This is a genomic window from Streptomyces sp. JLYT201, assembly GCF_059448825.1.
Genome location: NZ_CM182551.1, coordinates 8172753 through 8190726, shown reverse-complemented (window position 1 = coordinate 8190726; position 17974 = coordinate 8172753). Strand labels below are relative to the sequence as shown.

At 75.4% G+C, this 17974-nt stretch carries 18 protein-coding genes; 11 read left to right on the top strand and 7 right to left on the bottom strand.

Annotated elements, in window-relative coordinates:
* Positions 1–33: 33 nt before the first annotated feature.
* From AC5WAM_RS34940 to AC5WAM_RS34930, 3 genes are all read left to right on the top strand, one after another.
* Positions 34–213: a hypothetical protein gene (locus AC5WAM_RS34940; protein WP_495519948.1), complete on the top strand. Its 180-nt coding sequence runs from the start codon at positions 34–36 to the stop codon at positions 211–213.
* A gap of 134 nt (positions 214–347) precedes the next feature.
* Positions 348–902, top strand: a complete 555-nt coding sequence (locus tag AC5WAM_RS34935; RefSeq protein WP_495519947.1) for a hypothetical protein — start codon at positions 348–350, stop codon at positions 900–902.
* Between the two features lie 219 nt (positions 903–1121).
* Positions 1122–1898 carry an ANTAR domain-containing protein gene (locus tag AC5WAM_RS34930; protein WP_495519946.1) on the top strand — a complete coding sequence of 259 codons (777 nt, stop codon included), beginning with the start codon at positions 1122–1124 and terminating at the stop codon, positions 1896–1898.
* 27 nt (positions 1899–1925) lie between these two features.
* Here the strand turns inward: AC5WAM_RS34930 and AC5WAM_RS34925 are convergent, their stop codons facing one another.
* Positions 1926–2759, bottom strand: a complete 834-nt coding sequence (locus AC5WAM_RS34925; RefSeq protein WP_495519945.1) for a GAF and ANTAR domain-containing protein — start codon at positions 2757–2759, stop codon at positions 1926–1928.
* A gap of 131 nt (positions 2760–2890) precedes the next feature.
* Positions 2891–3811, bottom strand: a complete 921-nt coding sequence (locus tag AC5WAM_RS34920; protein ID WP_495519944.1) for a maleylpyruvate isomerase family mycothiol-dependent enzyme — start codon at positions 3809–3811, stop codon at positions 2891–2893.
* A 267-nt stretch (positions 3812–4078) separates the two neighbouring features.
* On the opposite strand from AC5WAM_RS34920, the gene AC5WAM_RS34915 reads away from it, so the two are divergent.
* Positions 4079–5089: an SMP-30/gluconolactonase/LRE family protein gene (locus AC5WAM_RS34915; RefSeq protein WP_495519943.1), complete on the top strand. Its 1011-nt coding sequence runs from the start codon at positions 4079–4081 to the stop codon at positions 5087–5089.
* 140 nt (positions 5090–5229) lie between these two features.
* The gene (locus AC5WAM_RS34910) at positions 5230–6216 is read left to right on the top strand and encodes an NAD(P)/FAD-dependent oxidoreductase (RefSeq protein ID WP_495519942.1); all 987 of its coding nucleotides are present in this window, start codon (positions 5230–5232) and stop codon (positions 6214–6216) included.
* A gap of 121 nt (positions 6217–6337) precedes the next feature.
* Here the strand turns inward: AC5WAM_RS34910 and AC5WAM_RS34905 are convergent, their stop codons facing one another.
* A complete protein-coding gene (locus AC5WAM_RS34905) occupies positions 6338–8113 on the bottom strand; it encodes a hypothetical protein (RefSeq protein WP_495519941.1) in 1776 nt (591 codons plus the stop codon).
* A gap of 119 nt (positions 8114–8232) precedes the next feature.
* Entirely contained in the window at positions 8233–8784 is a 552-nt protein-coding gene (locus tag AC5WAM_RS34900) for a cupin domain-containing protein (protein ID WP_495519940.1), read from the bottom strand.
* A gap of 156 nt (positions 8785–8940) precedes the next feature.
* Here AC5WAM_RS34900 and AC5WAM_RS34895 point away from each other — a divergent pair, with 156 nt between their 5' ends.
* The gene (locus AC5WAM_RS34895; protein WP_495519939.1) at positions 8941–9801 is read left to right on the top strand and encodes a LysR family transcriptional regulator; all 861 of its coding nucleotides are present in this window, start codon (positions 8941–8943) and stop codon (positions 9799–9801) included.
* A 33-nt stretch (positions 9802–9834) separates the two neighbouring features.
* On the opposite strand, the gene AC5WAM_RS34890 is transcribed toward AC5WAM_RS34895, so the two are convergent.
* Positions 9835–10491: a TetR/AcrR family transcriptional regulator gene (locus tag AC5WAM_RS34890; protein WP_366796078.1), complete on the bottom strand. Its 657-nt coding sequence runs from the start codon at positions 10489–10491 to the stop codon at positions 9835–9837.
* 67 nt (positions 10492–10558) lie between these two features.
* Between AC5WAM_RS34890 and AC5WAM_RS34885 the strand changes: the two genes are divergently transcribed.
* The 5 genes from AC5WAM_RS34885 to lnt all read left to right on the top strand — a co-directional run bounded on the left by AC5WAM_RS34885 (position 10559) and on the right by lnt (position 15791).
* A complete protein-coding gene (locus tag AC5WAM_RS34885) occupies positions 10559–12142 on the top strand; it encodes an MFS transporter (protein ID WP_495519938.1) in 1584 nt (527 codons plus the stop codon).
* Between the two features lie 207 nt (positions 12143–12349).
* Positions 12350–12949, top strand: a complete 600-nt coding sequence (locus tag AC5WAM_RS34880) for a DUF2165 domain-containing protein (RefSeq protein ID WP_495519937.1) — start codon at positions 12350–12352, stop codon at positions 12947–12949.
* 127 nt (positions 12950–13076) lie between these two features.
* On the top strand, positions 13077–13226 hold the full coding sequence (locus AC5WAM_RS34875; RefSeq protein WP_374120593.1) for a hypothetical protein: 150 nt from the start codon (positions 13077–13079) through the stop codon (positions 13224–13226).
* Between the two features lie 163 nt (positions 13227–13389).
* On the top strand, positions 13390–13920 hold the full coding sequence (locus AC5WAM_RS34870; RefSeq protein ID WP_495519936.1) for a nuclear transport factor 2 family protein: 531 nt from the start codon (positions 13390–13392) through the stop codon (positions 13918–13920).
* Positions 13921–14144: 224 nt separating this feature from the next.
* Complete coding sequence (gene lnt, locus AC5WAM_RS34865) at positions 14145–15791, top strand: apolipoprotein N-acyltransferase (protein WP_495519935.1); 1647 nt, start codon at positions 14145–14147, stop codon at positions 15789–15791.
* On the opposite strand, the gene AC5WAM_RS34860 is transcribed toward lnt, so the two are convergent.
* Positions 15715–16620: a Gfo/Idh/MocA family protein gene (locus AC5WAM_RS34860; protein WP_495519934.1), complete on the bottom strand. Its 906-nt coding sequence runs from the start codon at positions 16618–16620 to the stop codon at positions 15715–15717. The genes lnt and AC5WAM_RS34860 overlap by 77 nt on opposite strands.
* 10 nt (positions 16621–16630) lie before the next feature.
* The gene (locus AC5WAM_RS34855) at positions 16631–17896 is read right to left on the bottom strand and encodes an FAD-dependent oxidoreductase (RefSeq protein ID WP_495519933.1); all 1266 of its coding nucleotides are present in this window, start codon (positions 17894–17896) and stop codon (positions 16631–16633) included.
* Positions 17897–17974: the final 78 nt, after the last annotated feature.

The following is a 17974-nucleotide window of genomic DNA, read 5'->3' as shown; positions in this document are numbered from 1 at the left end:
GCCATTGTCAGTGCCAGCCCCTACGCTTGCCGCATGTCCCCTACCCCCAACCCCCGGACCCCCGCGGTCGTGAACGAGGACATCCGCGCCCTCTGGGCAGGCCGGGGCGGAGACCCCCGCGTGAGGCTCACGGCCGCCCAACGGGAGCTGTACGAGCGCCTTTTGATCGAGTGGGAAGCCGCCGTGCGGGCGGACATCGTCACCGCGGCCTGACCCGTGACCCGGCCCGAGGGAGCCGAGGTCGACCGCGCCGCGTGCGGCGTGGTACGAACACGGCCGTCGGGCACCGGAGTTCGGCGGTGGGCCTCGATGGCTCGTTCTGGGGGGGCAGTGTGTGGATCACGCTCGTGGCGACCTTGTGCGGTACGGCTGCCGGTGTCGCTTCGACGGTGGTCGCCGATCGGGTGCGGTGGAAGCGCGACCGGGCCCATCAGCAGCGGGACAGGCAGGTGGAGGTCTGCGTCGAGTTCCTGAGGGCGCTGATGCGGGCCTATGAAGGGCTCTATGACGTCGCGTGCCGCGAGGACCGGGCCGCCGACCGGAACTACGGCACCGTCAGGGACCTCATGGCCGACGCGGGCACGGCCGATTCGCGGCAGCTCCTGCTGGTCACCGCGCCGTCGCACGTCACGGTCGCCTGTGAGCACGCCTTCGCCGTGCTGCGGGACCTCAGGGACGCCGTGGGCAGGGGGCTGACCGTGGACACAAGTGACTACCAGGACGTCGACGCCAGGTTCAGGGACGCGCTGCACGACTTCCGCGTCGAAGTCCGGCGCAGCCAGGGCCTCGCCGACGCGGAGGCCCTACGCCGTCCGCGCGTCCCTCCGTACGCGATGGTCACCGCCCCCTCCGCAGGCGGGTCACCGGCGGCACCCGCGCCGCCGCGGCGGTCGAGCGACTGACGGTCCGGGTCCCACCAGCACCGGACCGGGGGCTTTTCCCTCCCTACACCCCAGGGTTACATTGCGTACAAGGCGAGGTCAGGAAGCGGCCGCCCCGCTGGCCTGCGCCGCCTCCACCCACCCCCTCTCCCCTTCGCCTCCCCCTTCTTCCTCCGTTCCGCAGCCACCTCTTCCCAAGTGCAGGCCCGGTGACCACTGAGAAAGGAGCGTCGAGCCGGAATGCCTGAGCAGGCGCGTGAGGAGCGGCTCACCGCCGCTTTCGTCGAACTCGCCGACACGCTCGTCGAGGACTTCGACGTCATCAGCTTCCTCCATCTCCTCGCCACGCGATGCGTCGACCTCCTGGACGTCGCGGCCGCGGGCGTCATCCTGTCCACGCCGGAGGGCGGCTCCCTGGAGGCGTCCGGGTCCGACGAACACAGCGGCCGCCTGGAACGGCTCGGCGTCGAGTGGGGCGAGGGGCCGGGCCTCGACTGCTTCCGCTCCGGCCGGGTCGTCGACGGCACGCTCCTGGCGAACGGAAGCCCGCGCGGGAGCCCGTACGCGCGCTGGCCCCGCTTCGCCCCGCACGCGCTCCGGACGGGCTTCGCCTCCGTCACGGCCACGCCCCTGCGGCTGCGCGGCCTGACCATCGGCGCGCTCAGCCTCTTCCGCGAGCGCCCCGAGCCGCTGCCGGGCGCGCAGCTCGGGCTCGCGCAGGCCCTGGCGCGGCTGGCGACCATCGGGATCCTCCAGCGGCGCGCCGTACACCGGCAGAGCGTCGTCGTCGGCCAGCTGGAGACGGCCCTGCGGTCCCGGGTCGTCATCGAGCAGGCCAAGGGGGCCCTGTCGCACCGCCACCGGATCAGCGTGGACGAGGCGTTCACGCTGCTGCGCCAGTACGCCCGCTCCCAGCGGCGGCGGCTCACCGCGGTCGCCGAGGAAGTGGTGGACGGCACCGCGGACCCGCCGTTTCCGCCCTCGCCGCCCTTGCCCCGCGCGAGGACGGCCGACTGACCGCGGGCGGGACGTGCCTCGTCCGGTCTAGTGCGGGCCCTCGTCCGTGGAGCCGCCCGCCGCGGGACCGGGACCGCCGCCGTTGTCGTCGTCCTGTCGGAACCGGAGCCTGCGGCCGACGACCTCGCGTGCCACCTCGCTCACCCCCCTCCCTTCGGCGAAGGCCCGCGCCCGCAGCAGGTCCAGGGCGTACTGCGGGCCGACACCCAGCTGGACCATCACCATGCCGACGGCCTGGTGGACTTCCATGTGGCCGGCTTCTGCGGCCTCGATCCACGACGCCGCCTTCTCGTCCGGCGCCGCGCCGGTGCCCGTCGCGCCGAATCCGAGGTCCAGGACGGCGAACGTCACCGCGTCGCACACGATCAGTGCCGTACGCAGCTCGCGTGGGGAGAGGTCACCGGCGGTGTCCCGGTACAGGTCGAGCGTGCCGAGCGGCCGCGCCCCGGCGCCGAGCGGCAGCGAGAAGACCGCGCGGGCGCCGAGGCCCCGGGCCTGCTGGGCGAAGACCGGCCAGCGCCAGATGTGCGCGCCGCTGGTCAGATCGCCGACGAGCACCGGCGCGGCCAGTGTGAACGCGCTCTGGCACGGGCCCTCGCCCAGGGTGTACTGCGCCTCGGCGAGCTCGGCCGCGACGGAGTCGCTGGCCCACCACAGCGCTCGTACCTCCTGTCCCGCGATGAAGGACAGCGAGGCGCCGCTCACCGCGATCAGTTCGAGACAGCCCCGGCACAGGGCCGCGGGCACCTCCCGGGGCTCGTTCGCGGCGGCGACGGCCGCGGCCAGGGCGTCGCCGACGCGCCGTCGCCCCGCCCCCGAAGAACCGTTGGACGCGTCGCCGCCAGGGCGATCAGCTCGCATTTCGTCGCACCTCCGCCCGCTCGTGCCGACGGCCCACCAGGGTCCAGGGGGACCTGCCGTTGTCGGCCGGGCCCGGGCGGCCGGACCGACGCGGCGTGGGCCGGGTGAACGGGTGCCCAGGGGCGGCGGAGTTAGTGGACGACGGACACGATCTGGCCTGCCGCTTCGACGAGTTGACGGTCACCCTCCGTGCGGGCGTGGGCCAGCGCTGCGGCCGGGGAGACGCCGCGGGTGCACAGCCGCCACGCGGTCTCCGCGTCGAGTTCGACCACGGCGTCGGCCTCGCGGGTGTCCGGCTCTTCGCTCCCGGCGGTGGCCTTCCTCGCGTCCCGTTCCCCGGTCACCGCGTCCGGCAGGGCCAGGGACCAGCCACCCCCCTCACCCAGCCCGGTGGCGGTGGCCGTCCACGTACCGCCGGACGGTCCGCCGACGCGCACCTGGACCCGGGTGCCGACGGGCGCCTCCGTGTGCCGCAGGGTGTGCGGCAGCGCCCGCATGAAGGTGTCGAGGACCAGGGCGAGGGCCTGCGGCTCGGGGTCGCTCTCCTGGCCGACGGCGTGGCGGAGCTGCTGGCGGTGGGTCCAGAACTCGGTGAACTCACGCGCGCAGTCGAGCCACATCGGCGCCGGGTCGGCCCCCGCCCAGGAGACGCCCAGCGAGGCGGCGTCGAGGTCCGCGGTCGCGAAGAGGCGGGCGACCTGCGCGCCGACCAGGTCCAGGGTGTCGATGAGGGCGGCGGGGCTCACGCGCGCCCAGGCGTCGACCCACTCCTGGTTGAGACGGTGGATGAACGCCTCAAGGGTCTCGCCGGGCGCGGGGCGCGGCCCTCCCTCGTGACGGTCGCGGTCACGGGCGAGGCGTCCGTAGCAGTCGCCGACGAGGTGCGCGGCGAGATCGCGCACCGTCCAGCCGGGTACGGCCTCCCGCCGCCAGTCGGCGGGCTCCAGAGCGCGCAGCGTCGCCAGGAGCTCCGCGTGCTCGGCGGCGAAGAGGGGGCGGGCGTCGATCGGAGGGCCGAGCCACGGGAGGTCGGGGGCGGGGGAATGAGCCATGCCCAAAGCTTGTGGCAGAGGTCGCCGATCGGCCACTGAATATCGCGTTCCGGTCATGCGGACCGGGCCGGACCGGGTCGCCGGGCGCCGCGCGCATCGGCCGGTCCCCGCTGGGCACCTATACGGGCTGGGACCCGTAAGGCTACGGGCCGGCTCGGTCCCCACTGCCCGGACCCGGCGGCCCTCCCGCCGGGTCCGGCGGGAGGGCCGCCGTCCGGCGCGCACCGGCAGGTCCCTCCCACCACGCATCACCAGGAGGTCCGCCCCATGCCCACCCTCGGTGCCTCGCGCGCGCGTGCCCGGCGCGCCGCGGGCTCGGTCCCGCCGTCTCCCCTGCCGCCGCTGCACGTCCTGCGGCTGCCCGCCGCCGGTCCGGAGGACGTCGTCGTCGACGGCACGGGCCGGGTGCTCACCGGCACCGCCGACGGCCGGATCCTGCGCGTCACGCTGCCGGGGCCGGGACGCGGGGGCCGGGTGGAGGAGCTGGCCCGCACCGGCGGCAGGCCGCTGGGCCTCGAACCGCTTCCGGACGGGCGGCTGCTCGTCTGCGACGCACACCGGGGTCTGCTGCGCGTCGCCTTGGAGGACGGCGGCCCGGTCGAGGTCCTCGCCGACGCGGTCGCCGGGGAGCCGCTGAAGTTCTGCAGCAACGCGACCGCCGCCCTCGACGGCACCGTGTACTTCACGGTGTCCAGCCGCCGCTACGGCCTCGACGACTGGCGGGCCGACATCGTCGAGCACGTCGGCACCGGCCGTCTGCTCCGGCTCGCCCCGGGCGGCACGCCCGAAGTGCTGCTCGACGGGCTGCACTTCGCGAACGGGGCGGCCCTGGCACCCGACGCGTCGTACGTCACCGTGGCCGAGACCGGTGCCCGCCGCCTCACCCGGTACTGGCTCACCGGCCCCCGGGCGGGGCGGGCCGACCCGCTCGTCGAGGACCTGCCCGGCTTCCCCGACAACCTGTCGCGCGCCGCGGACGGCACGCTCTGGGTCGCCCTCGCCGCGCCGCGCGAACCGCTCCTGGACCAGCTGCACCGGGCGCCCGCGGCCGTGCGCCGCGCGGCCGCCGCTGCCGCCCGCCGCGTGCGCGTGCCGCCGCGCCGGGTGCTGCGGGTGATGGCCTTCTCGCCCCGGGGCGGGACCGTGCACGACCTGGCCCGCCGGGGCGCCGGCTACCGCATGGTCACCAGCGTCAGCGCCCACGCCGGGACCCTCGTCCTGGGCAGCCTCGTGGAACCGGGCATCGCCGTGTGCGCGCTGCCCCCGGAGCGGGCCTGACCTGCGCGGGCCCGACGGGCGCGGGCCACCGGCGCCGGCCCGCCCGGTGCGGAAGCCGCCCCCTTCATACTTGCTGCATCGGCAAGTGAACTTGCCCCTTTCGCGAGGCCCTGCACATGGTCGTCGTGGAGGTGGTCACGATGACCGATCAGCTGAGCGACAGCTACGACGTGGTGGTGATCGGCGGCGGTGCCGCCGGACTGAACGGGGCCCTGATGCTGGCCCGGGCCCGGCGCTCCGTGGCGGTGATCGACGCGGGCGCGCCGCGCAACGCCCCGGCCGACGGCGTGCACGGGCTCCTGGCCAGGGAGGGGATGCCGCCCGCCGAGCTCCTCGCGCGCGGCCGGGCGGACGTACGCGGATACGGCGGGCACGTGGCGTCCGGCACGGTGACCACCGCGACCCGTGACGCGGCGGGCTTCGCGGTGGCGCTGACCGACGGCCGTACGGTCCGGGCGCGGCGCCTCCTCGTGGCCACCGGCCTCGTCGACGAGCTGCCGGACGTGCCGGGGCTGCGCGACCGCTGGGGCCGGGACGTGCTGCACTGCCCGTACTGCCACGGCTGGGAGGTCCGCGACCGGGCCATCGGGATCCTCGCCGGAGGGCCGATGGCCGTGCACCAGGCGCTGCTGTTCCGGCAGTTGAGCGACGACGCCACGTTCTTCACCCACCGCGCGGCACCCCCGTCCGCCGAGGACGCGGAGCGGTTCGCCGCCCGTGGCATCCGCGTGGTGGACGGCGAGGTGACGGGCCTCGAGGTCGTGGACGACCGCCTCGCCGGGGTGCGGCTCCGCGACGGCAGGGTGGTCGCCCGCGAGGCGCTGGCGGTGTCGTCGCGGATCGTGGTGCGCGCCGGTTTCCTCGCCGCGCTCGGGCTGCGGGCGGCCGAACACCCGCTGGGCATCGGCGAGTACGTCCCCTGCGACGCGACCGGCCGCACGGATGTGCCCGGGGTGTGGGTCGCGGGCAACGTGACCGACCTGTCCGCCCAGGTCGGCTCGGCCGCGGCGGCGGGCGCTGCGGCCGGTGCCCAGATCAACGCCGATCTGGTCGCCGAGGACACCCGCCTGGCCGTCGAGGCCCGGCGCGCCGCGGCCGCGGTCGGCGCGGCGGCCGGAGCGTCATGAGGGACGGGGGTCCGCAGCGGGACGACGCCGGTGACGGCCCGCCCGACCGCCCTCGCCGCGTACGGCGTCAGCGGGTGCCGGCGTCGTACGCGTACGCCAGTGACGGCGGGGACCTGACCCGTCAGGCCGTGAGCCGCGCCTCCAGCGCCAGGACCTCCTCCGCCGCCCGTACGGCGTCCGGGCAGGCGACGGCGATCAGCCCCCAGTTGCCCGGCACGGACGTGAGGGCCCGGGCGTAGGACGTGGGGGTGCGCTGGTCGACGAGGCGGCGCAGTCGGGGCAGGTCCATGTCGGACGCCGGGCGGATCACCTTGGTCGCGGCGGAGATGCCCGTCCCGGTCGCGGCCAGGTCGCCGAGCGCGGTGCGGCTCTCCTCCAGGAAGGCGTGCAGGTAGTCGGCACCGCACGCGGAGAGGTTCAGGTCCTGCATGGCCACCAGGGGCGTGCCGCCGAAGCGGCCGCCGACGCGGGCGATCGCGAAGTCGACTCCCCCGTTGATCAGGCCCCGGCCCTGGAAGAGGCGCACGAAGTCGGCCATGGCGCGGCGGACCCGCGCGTAGTGGCTCCGGGTGATGCCGAACGCCGCGTGGGTGGCCTCGTCGAGGAAGACGTTCCCCTCCCACATGGTGCCGTTCAGGAACTGCAGGGCCATGCCGTCCGCGAGGGCGCCCGCCCGCACGTGCACGGACGGCGCGAGCAGGAACTCGTGGCCGGTCACGGCGTGGCGGAGGTAGTCGGCGTGCGCCTCCAGGAGGTAGTCCTCGCCGGAGTGGGCCGCCTGGCGGGCCAGCGCGGCCAGGGTGTCCGGCTCGTCGAGCGGCACCCCGACGTGGATGCGCTGCCCGGTGCCGCCCCTGACGGGCTTCAGACAGCCCAGGCGCAACCCATGACGCTCCCTCAGAAGCGTTGCCGCCAGGTGCAGTTGATCCGTGAAGGCGTCCTCGGAGCGATGCCCTTGGCCGTTGCCGAGCACGTCGTCCCCGGACTCGTCCGGCCCCCGCGGGTCGACCGGAGTTGTCCGGATCCCTCCGTCCGCGGTGGCGTCGTCCCCGGGCCCGCCGTCCCAGACGACGGTGTACCCGGGAAGCCGCGGCACGGCCAGGCCGAACGCGCGGTACAGCGGGGTGAGCGCCGTCTCCTCGTCGAGTACGTCGAAGGGGTCGCGCCCGGAGACGGACGGCAGGCCGCGGGCCGCGCGGGCCTCGGGGTGCAGGACCGCCTTGTGCCCCCACCGCTCGGTGATGTCGGGGCTGTTGGCCTCGACCAGGAGGCGGTCGACGCCCGCGACCCGTTTGAGCCACAGGAGCAGCATCCGCATCGGCTCGTCGAGGGCGTAGACGCGGACGACACAGGCCGGGTCCGCGCGCAGTCGGTCGATCGCCGGGCCGAGGACCCGCGACCAGCGGTCGGCGGGGCCGTCGGCCAGGCGCAGCAGGGCGTGGCTGAGGTGGAAGTGGTCGTGGTCGGGGACCACGACCACCGGGCGGCCCGCCGCGGCCTCCCGCCAGGGCGGCGTCCGGCCGATGAGCAGGTCGTCCGCGTGTGCCAGGCAGACCGAGCGGGCCTCCAGGATCGTGGGCCAGTCCTCGGCCGGTTCGCCGGCCGCGAGGCTCTCCAGGGCACCCTCGAACATGCGCTTGGCCATGGGCGGCGAGTACGCCACGATGCCGGGCCGGTCGCGTGCGGCCCCGGCCGGGTTCAGCTCCTCGCGGGCGGCGGCCTCGGCCTCAGCCGGACCGAACCCGAGCAGCCTGCGGCAGATGCCCGCGAGCTCCCCCGGCGCGATGCCCGCCGGGCCGACGTGGAACCCCGTCCACGGCACGACACGGCCGTCCGGCAGGGCGACCTCCCAGCGTTCACGGGCCGGGCGGACCTCCCGGCTCTCCACCGTCGACACCAGCAGCCTCCTGACGTGAGCCCTGCCGCCAGGCACAGGCTGTAGCGGGCGGCGTCCCGTTGTGTGCTGCGTGCTGTGTGCAGTGTTGCCCAGAACCCTGCTGGGGGTCACCACAGTCATCAGGGCATGCGGCGGCCTTTGGCGCGTTGTGCTCCCTGGGCGGCCGGGGCCCCGGCCGCGGCGCGCGCCGCCCGCCAGTCCGTGGCGTCCAGGAAGTGCACGTCGTAGCGGTCCTGTTCGGGCAGCAGGCTGTCGAAGGAGTCCAGGCCGTGCTGGATGCGGCCGAGGGACCGGAAGTAGTCGAAGCGGTCGACACCCGGTGTGAGCACCGCGAGCAGATCGGCGCTCGCCCCGGCGGCGGCGCCGAAGGCGTGGGGCAGCCCGGGCGGCACGACGACGAGCCCGCCGCGCTCCATGGTCTCCAGCGCGCCGTCCAGAAAGAAGTCGAGGGTCCCGTCGAGGACGTAGAACAGCTCCGTCGACAGGGCGTGCAGATGCGGCCGCGCGCCGTCCGCGCCGTCGGCGAGCGTCAGCCGGTTGACGCCCAGGGAGCCGCCGGTGGCCGCGGCGTCGGCGAGCAGTTCGAAGGCGCCGCCGTGCGGCAGCGGCACGCGCTCGGCGGTGCCGGGCCGCACGACCAGGGCTGCGGTGGTGGGCTGGGGGTCGGTCATCCGGGCTCCTCGGGTTCGGTCGACCGCCGTGCGGTCCGCGCGCTCTGCGCGGCACCCATTCGACCCGGGGAACAAGCCGCGTACCAGAAGCAGTTGTCACCTGCAGAAATCATCGATCGTGATGAATCGGCCGGGACGGGCGGGAGGGGCGGGGCCGTGGAACTGCGCCAGCTCAAGTACTTCGCGGCGGTCGCCGACGAGGGCGGCTTCAGCCGCGCCGCGGACCGGCTCGGCATCGTCCAGTCGGCGGTGAGCCAGCAGGTGCGCCGCCTGGAGCGCGAGCTCGGCGTCCGGCTGTTCCGGCGCACCACGCGCCACGTCGAACTCACCGGCGCGGGCGAGCGCCTGCTGCCCGAGGCGCGCGCGGTGCTCGTCGCGGCGCGCCGCACCCGCCAGGTCGCGGCCGACCTCGCGGCGGGCGGGGCGCCGCTGCGCCTCGGCACCGTGCAGGGCCCCGGCGACCGGATCCACCGCCTCCTGGCGGACCTCGCGGTCGCGGCGCCCCTGCTCCCCGTCCGGCTGCGGCGCCTGGGGCTCGCGGAGCGGCTCGCCGCGGTCCGCTCCGGCGAGCTGGACGCGGCCCTGGTCCGGGCGGTGGACACCGCGCCGGGGCTCGAACTCCTGCCGGTGTGGAGCGATCCGCTGTACGTGGCCCTTCCGGCGGGGCACCGGCTCGCGGGCTCGTCCCCGCTGCGCCTCGAACAGCTCGGGGAGCTGCCGCTGCGCCTCGCGCCGCGCGAGCAGAACCCGCCGTTCCACGACCTGGTGACCGGCGCGCTGCGGGCGGCCGGGGCCGGGCCGCCGCTCGGGCCGCCGTTCACCACGCTCCTGGAGACGCTGGCCGAGATCGGCGCGGGCACCCCGTCGTGGACGGTCTTCTACGAGGTGGCGGGCCTGCCGTCGGTCCCGCGCGTGGCGGTGCGGCCGCTCGCCGCCCCGGCCGTCACGACGTATGTGGCGGTGCCCGCGGGGGCACCGGGGCCCGCGCTCCGACAGCTGCTCGACGTGCTGCCCTGAGCCTGGCTGCGGGCAGTTGCCCGACGTGCTGCCCTAGGCCGGGCTGTCCGCGCGCTCGTGGTGGCGCTGGTAGTGCCCGCGCCAGCGCGGCGTGGCCGCGCCGCCCATGACCGTCATCACCACGTCGTGCGCGAGCGCGTCGGTGACCGGCAGGTGCCCGAAGAGCACGCGGTGGTACGTGGTGGCGCCGAGCATGTCCAGGAGCAGGTCGATGTCGGCGTCGGGGCGGATGTCGCCGCGCTCGATGCCCCGGCGCAGCGCCGCCTCGGTGGTGGCCCTGCGGGGCCGGAAGACCGTCTCGGTGAAGACGCGGTCCAGGTCGGGGTCGTCGGCCAGTTCGGCCACGAGCGCGGGCAGCGTGCGGCGGCCGAGGGTGCCCCCGAAGGCCTGGCTGAGGGTCTCGATGCCCAGGATGAGGTCGCAGTGCGTGCACCCGGTGTCGGGGGTGGGCGCGGTGCCCATGGTCTCGGCGAGCGCGGCGATCACGAGGTGCTGCCGGGACGGCCAGCGGCGGCGGATGGCGGGCTTGGTGGTGCCCGCGCGCCGGGCCACGCCTTCGAGCGTCAGGTGCGGATAGCCGGACTCCTCCAGGAGGTCGAGCGTCGCCCTGACGATGGCCTCGTCGAGCCGGGTGTCGCGCGGGCGGCCCGCCGAACGGGCGGGCGGGGCTGCGGAATCCGGGGTTGCCATGGGGATCAGTATAGGTAGCATGTGATTTCGTTCCGTTCCGGATCGAAACATAAAGGAGGGGTCGGCCTTGCCGTCAGAGCAGGAAGCGACCGTCCACGGCGGTCCCGCCGCGTCCACGTCCCCCGCACCCGAAGCGGGCGGCCCGGTCCCACCGGCTGACGCGGAAGGGTCGGACCCACCGGCCGACACGGAAGGGCTGGTCCCACCGGCCGACGCGGCAGGACCGGGCGGGCCACCGCCGTCGGAGCCCGGCGCCGCCCATGCCGCCGAGAGCGTCTTCCGCGCCCCCTACGCCGCCCTGACCTGGGGCATCGTCCTGTCCGTCGGGCTCGTGGCCTTCGAGTCGATGGGCGTGGCCACCGTCCTGCCCGACATCGCGGAGCGGCTCGGCGGGCTGCACGCCTACGGCTGGGGCCTGTCCGCGCTGATGCTCGCCAACCTCATCGGCACCGTCGCCGCGGGCCGCGACGCCGACCGGCACGGCCCGGCGCGGCCGCTCGCCGTCGGGCTCGTCGTGTTCGCCGTCGGCTGCGCGCTCGCCGGGGCCGCGCCCGACTGGCCCGTCTTCCTCGCCGGGCGCTTCCTCCAGGGGCTCGGCGTCGGCGCGGTGATGGCCCTCGCCTACGCGGCCATCTCGCTGGCCTACCCCCAGCATCTGCGGGCACGGATGTTCGCCCTGGTCGCGGGCGGCTGGACGGTGCCCTCCCTCGTCGGCCCGACGCTCGCCGCCGTGATCTCCGACCACGTCTCCTGGCGCGGCGTCTTCGTCCTGCTGCTGCCCCTGATCGCCGTCGCCGCCGTCCTCGCACTGCCGCAGCTGCGCCGTCTGGACCGGCCCGAGAGGGTCGCGAGCACCCCGGCCGATGCCCCGGCGGCCCGCTGGTGGGCCACGCCGGTCGCGCGCAGCGTGCTGCTCGCGGCGGGCACCGGCGTCCTGCTCGCCGGGCTCCAGCTGCGCCAACTCGCCCTGCTGGTACCGCTGGTCGTGGTCGGCGGCGTCGCCGGGGTGCTCGCCCTGCGCACGGTCACGCCGCCCGGCACCCTCGCGGTGCGGCGCGGCGTGCCGACGGGGGTCGTGCTGCGCTTCCTGCTGTGCGGGGCGTACTTCGGCAGCGAGGCCTTCCTGCCGCTCGGCCTGGTCCGGCTGCGGGACCTGAGCGCGTCCGAGGCGGGCCTCGGCCTCTCGGCGGGCGCGATCACCTGGGTGCTCGGCGCCGCCTGGCAGGGGCGGGCCGACGGCCGCTGGAGCGGGCGTTCGCGCGCCGTGCCGATCGCGGCCGGGTTCGTGGTGCTGCTCGTGGGCATCGTGGTGATGGCGCTCGGCGTCCTCGTCGACGCGGTGCCCGCCCTGGTCGCCGTGGCGGGCTGGGCGATCGGCGGCGCGGGCATGGGCGTGGCGTTCAACGCGGCCACCACCGACGCCATGGAGCAGGCGCCCGCCGACCGGCAGGGCGAGGCCAGCGGCGCGATGCAGCTCGCCCAGACCCTGGCGGTCGCGGTGCTCAGCGGCCTCGGCGGCGCCGCCGTCTCGCTGGCGTCGGCGTACGGCTCGACGGTGACGGTCGCCCTGACCGCCACCTTCACGCTCACGGGCGCGCTCGCCGCGGCCGGGATCCTGGCGGCCCACCGCATCCGGCCCGCGGCGTCCTGAACGACGCGGGCCCGCGGGCCGGGATTCGCCGTGCGGAAATGGCGCACCCGGCCCGCGGGGATCGCGCGCCGATCCGTGAGAATGGCGTACCGATCCGCTGCGCGAAGGGGCGGGGCGAGCCGTTCCGCGCCCGCCCCGGCGCTCACCCGCGCGGGTCGCAAGCCGCCCGCAGTGGGCGAACGGACAGGCGGGCGAGAGGAGTTGGGCATGGCCACAGAAGCCGGCGAGCGTACGAAGAGGAGACACGAGGGGACCGCCCTTGGCACACCGGCCGTCGCGGCGGCCGTCCTCACGGGTGTCGTCGCGCTCTACATCGCGCTCGTCGCGTTCGGGAACATCACCGACTTCGACAGCAACCAGCAGTTCGTCCGGCACGTCCTGGCGATGGACACGACGTTCAAGGACGACGACCTGATGTGGCGGGCCGTCGAGTCCCGCGCCCTCCAGGACACCGCGTACGTCGCGATCATCTTCTGGGAGACGCTGGCCGCCCTCACCCTCATCGCGGGCACGGCCCTGTGGATCGCCGGGCTGCGCGGCCGGGGCGACGGCTTCGCCCGGGCGCGGCGCGTGAGCACCACGGGACTGCTGATGCTGGTGCTGCTGTTCGGCGGCGGCTTCATCGGCATCGGCGGCGAGTGGTTCGCGATGTGGCAGTCCGAGGACTGGAACGGCCTCGACGCCGCGACGCGCGTGGTCACGCTGTGCGGCATCGCGCTGCTCGTGGTGCAGCTGCCCTTCGCGGGACGGCGATCGAGCGGTGCGGACGGCGCGGAGCCCGCGCGGAGCGGGGATGCGGACGCCTGAGGAACGCGCGCCGGATCCCACTCCGGCGTGATCACGTGCCGCAGGTGTGCGGTAGCCGACAGTTCCGATTGTCGGACCCATCGCCTAGGCTGAGTGCATGCCCTTAACCCCTCAACCCCATGGTTCCGTGCGGTCTTCTACCGAGTTGAACGAGCGGATACGAGGCCTGTGGCTGCGCGCCGGCGGCCGACTCTCCGCCGAGCAGCGCCGGGAGTACGAGCAGCTGGTGACCGAGTGGGCCGAGGCGGTGCGCGCGGAGGTCGTCCAGGCCGCCTAGGCAACACTCCCCCTCCCCCGGACGCTATGGCGCCCCGCCCCCGGGGACACTGTCCCCGGGGGTTCTTCCCGGGAGTTCCCCCTCTCGCGGGCAGGTCACGAGGAGTTCCCCGATCCACGCCCTGCCTCTTGGCTCCGCACGCGCGGTGCCCAACACTGAGGCGATGACGCAGCGCGTGGAACTCGCCGCCCTCATCGACCGCTTGGCCATCGACACCCTCATCACCGACTACGCCGGTTCCGTCGACGACGGCGACTGGGACGCGTACCGACAGCTGTTCACGCCCGAGGGGCGCGCCGACTACCGCTCGGCGGGCGGCATCGAGGGCTCCGCGACGGAGGTCTCCGCGTGGCTCGCGGAGACGATGCACATGTTCGCGATGCGCCAGCACTTCATCGTCAACCGCAGACTCCGCTTCGGCGTCCGCGAGCAGGACGTCGGCGACACCGCGCGCGTACGGGCCGACTATCTGAACCCCCTGCGGTTCGCCGGGGAGCCCGACGCCGAGCCCACCACCGCGCCCGACTTCACCTGCGGCGGCCGCTACGAATTCACCGCGCTGCGTACGCACGGCGGCTGGCGGCTGCGTCAGGTGGTCGTACGGGAGAAGTGGCGCAGCACCCGGGCCGCCGGGCAGACGTGGGACCAGGCCGTCGTCGGACAGCGGACGCCACCGCTCACCGAGCCGGGCTGACCACGGCCGGAAACGAGCCCCGAACAGGCCACGAACGGGCCGGGAGCAGTCGGCGCACGGCGGATCCGCGCGCGTCCGCACGGAAGCGGTCACCCGGTGCGCCGGGCGCTCCGGGGCGCTCCGTGACCCGGGCGGCTCCGCCCCCTGTCCTAGATCGTCACCGGCGCGCACACTGGGAGCACGACCGGGCGTCGGGCCGAGTCGGGGGCAAGGAGGCGCGCTGCATGGACGTACTCAGCGGCAAGCGGCCAGGCCGGTGGGCCCCCCGACGGGCCCGGCCCCGGGGGGACTCCCCCTCCTGGCGCCACCGCCTGGACGCCGCCCTCGCCTCGCGGTGGCAGCGCGGCTCGCTGGCCGCCCTGAGCGGCGCCCTGCCCGCGCTGGCCTTCCCCGAGCCGTCCTGGTGGTGGTTCGCGTACGTCGCGCTCGTGCCGTGGATCCTGCTCACCCGCTCGGCGGAATCGGGGCGGCGGGCCGCGCTCGACGGCTGGCTCGGCGGGCTCGGCTTCATGGTGGCCGTGCACCACTGGCTGCTGCCGAGCCTGCATGTGTTCACGCTCGTCATCGCCGCGCTCCTCGGGCTCCTGTGGGCGCCCTGGGGCTGGCTCGCGCACCGCTTCCTCGGCGGCGCCCCGTCCCGGAAGCGGGCCGCGGCCGCGCTGCTCGTGCTGCCGTCCGCCTGGCTCTGCGTCGAACTGGTGCGGTCCTGGGAAGGCCTCGGCGGCCCGTGGGGGCTGCTCGGTTCCAGCCAGTGGCAGGTGGAGCCCGCCCTGCGGCTCGCTTCGGTGGGCGGCGTCTGGCTGGTCAGCGCGCTCGTCGTGGCCGTGAACACGGGGGTCGCGGTGCTCCTCGCATGGCGGTCGGCGCGGGCACCGGCCGTCGCCGGGCTCGTCGCCGTGGCCGCGGCGACCACCACGGCGTGGACCTGGTCCCCGCGCCCCGAGGCCGCGGGCAGCGTCCGCGTCGCCGTCGTCCAGCCCGGCGTCCTGGACGGACCGGACGGCCCCGAGCGACGGTTCGACCGCGAGGAGGCGCTGACCCGCGCCCTCACGGGCCGCGGCCTCGACCTCGTGGTGTGGGGCGAGAGCAGCGTCGGGCACGACCTGGCGGACCGGCCCGACCTGGCCCGCCGGATCGCGGCGCTCTCGCGTCGGGTGGGCGCCGAGATCCTGGTGAACGTGGACGCCCGGCGCTCGGACAGGACCGGCATCTTCAAGAGTTCCGTGCTCGTGGGCCCGGACGGGCCGACGGGCGACCGCTACGACAAGATGCGCCTCGTCCCCTTCGGCGAGTACGTCCCGGCGCGCTCGCTGCTCGGCTGGGCCACGTCGGTGGGCAAGGCCGCCGGTGAGGACCGCAGGCGCGGCGAGCGGCCGGTCGTGATGGACCTGGCGGACGGGCTGCGCGTGGGGCCCCTGGTGTGCTTCGAGTCGGCGTTCCCCGACATGAGCCGCCACCTCACCCGCGAGGGCGCGCAGCTGCTGCTCGCGCAGTCCGCCACGTCCTCGTTCCAGCACAGCTGGGCCCCCGAGCAGCACGCCTCGCTCGCCGCCCTGCGGGCCGCCGAGACCGGCCGCCCCATGGTGCACGCGACGCTCACCGGCGTCTCGGCGGTCTACGGCCCGAGCGGCGAGCGCGTCGGCGAGCCGCTCGGCACCTCGGCGTCGGGCACGGCGGAGTACGAGGTCCCGCTGGCCACGGGCACCACGCCGTACGTGCGGTACGGCGACTGGCCGGTGTACGGCGCGCTCGCGGTCCTCGTCGCGCTCGCCGCCGCCGAAGCGGCGCGGACGCTCAGGCGGCCTGCTCGCGCACCGCTCGTACCACCCGCTCGCACAGCTCATGGGTCGCCAGCGCGTCCCGGGCGCTGAGCACCTTGCCCGCGCGCACGGCGTCGAGGAAGGCGAGCGTGACCTGCTCGATGCCGCGCTGGCGGGCCACCGGCACCCAGTCGCCGCGCCGCCGCACGGTGGGCTGGCCCTTGTGGTCCACGACCTCGGCGAGGTTGAGGACCTGCCGCTTGGTGTCCTGCCCGGAGACTTCGAGGATCTCCTCGGTGGAGCCGCTGAGCCGGTTCATCACGCCGATGGCGGTGAAGCCGTCGCCCGCGAGCTGGAGCACGACGTGCTCCAGGAGGCCGTCCGCGACCCGGCCGCGCACGCTCACGTGGTCGACGGCGCCGGGCACGAGGAACCGCAGCGTGTCCACGACGTGGATGAAGTCGTCGAGCACCATCGTGCGCGGGTCCTCGGGAAGGCCCACGCGGTTCTTCTGCATCAGGATCAGCTCGCGCGGGTGCTCGGCGCACTGGGCGTAGCCGGGCGCGTAGCGGCGGTTGAAGCCGACGGTGAGGCTCACGCCGCGCCGCTCGGCGAGCTCCACGAGCCGCTCGGAGTCGGCGAGTTCGTACGCGATGGGCTTGTCCACGTACGTCGCCACGCCCGCCTCCAGGAGGCGCTCCACGATCTCGGGGTGCGCGGCGGTCGGCGCGTGCACGAAGGCCGCGTCGAGGTCCTGGGCGAGCAGCGCGTCCAGGTCGGTGTGGCGCTGCCCGGCGGGGATGTGGTGGATCTCACCGATCCGCTCCAGGGTGGCCGGCGTGCGGGTCTGGAGGTGCAGCTCGACGCCTGGCTGCGTGGTGAGCACCGGCAGGTACGCCTTTTGCGCGATGTCACCGAGTCCGATGCAGCCGACCTTCACCACTGTCTCCCTACCGTCGTGCCGGTTCACGCCCATGCGCCCCCGCGTCCGTCTCCGCAGCATACGGGGGACCCGGCGGCTGCCAGTCGGCGATCGAGGAGAAGCCCCGCATGATCAGGTTCGGGCCGAGCCGGTGCGCGGCGCGCATCAGGGCGTCGCGCGCGGTGATGAGCCCGGGGTGGGTGAGGTGGTTGAGGCGGGCGGTGCGGGCGGCCCGCCGGACGACGGCGGTGGTCCGGGGCACGCGGGCGGCGCTGTAGGCGGCCAGGCCCGCGCGGAGGTCGCCGCCGGGCCGCACGTGGTGGGCGAGCACGACGCCGTCCTCGATGGCCTGGTTGCCGCCCTGGCCGAGGGTGGGCGCCATGGCGTGCGCGGCGTCGCCGACGAGCGCGACGCGGCCGCGGTGGTGGGCGGCGAGCGGGGTGGCCAGGTGCCACACGTCGTTGCGCAGCACGTCCTCGGGGCGGGCGGCGGCGACGATCTCGGGGATCGGGTCGTGCCAGTCGCGAAAGCGCCGCGTCAGCTCGGCCTTCTCGTCGTCGGGCGCGCGGGTGCCCGGCGGCACGAGCGCCGTGCCGTACGCGTAGATCCTGCCGTCCTTCAGCGGCTGGGTCCCCCACACGCCGCCGCGGCCCCAGGTCTCGTGCGGGGCGAAGGGCCGCTTCGGCGCGGGCACGACGAGCCGCCAGGCGGTGAACCCGGTGTACACGGGCCCGGGGTGGGCCGGGAACAGCTTCTTGCGCACCCCGGAGTTGATGCCGTCGGCGCCGACGACGAGGTCGGCCTCGATGTCGCCTTCGGGGGTGCCCACGACGGCGGGGCGGCCGGGCCCGCCGGGGTCCACGAGCCGCGCGGCCGTACCGGTGCGCAGGCTGTCGCCGGGCAGCGCGGCGACCAGCAGGTCGACGAGCGTCGCCCGGTGCAGGAGCACGAGGGCGCCGCCGAACTCCCGTGCCGTGGCGGCGGACGTGGTGCGCACCAGCCAGCGGCCGCCTTGCGCGCGCAGGCCGCCCACGCCCTGCCAGGCGGCGAGCTCGCGCACGGCGTCGCCGAGGCCCAGGACGTCGAGGGCGCGCTGGGCGTTGGGGGCGAGGCCGATGCCGGAGCCGACGGGCTCCAGGGACGCCGCGCGTTCGAGGACGGTGACGCGCCAGCCGGACCGGCGCAGGGCGATCGCGGTGGTGAGTCCGCCGATGCCGCCGCCCACGACGACGGCGTGGGGTCCGGCGGCCCCGTCGGACGTGAGGGGCTTGAGGGGCTTGCCTGTGGGGGCCATGGTCTCTCCTCGGTCGCACACCCGTGGCACTACAGCTGTAGTACCGAGAGATGAAGTTACTACAGCTGTAGTGCGCTG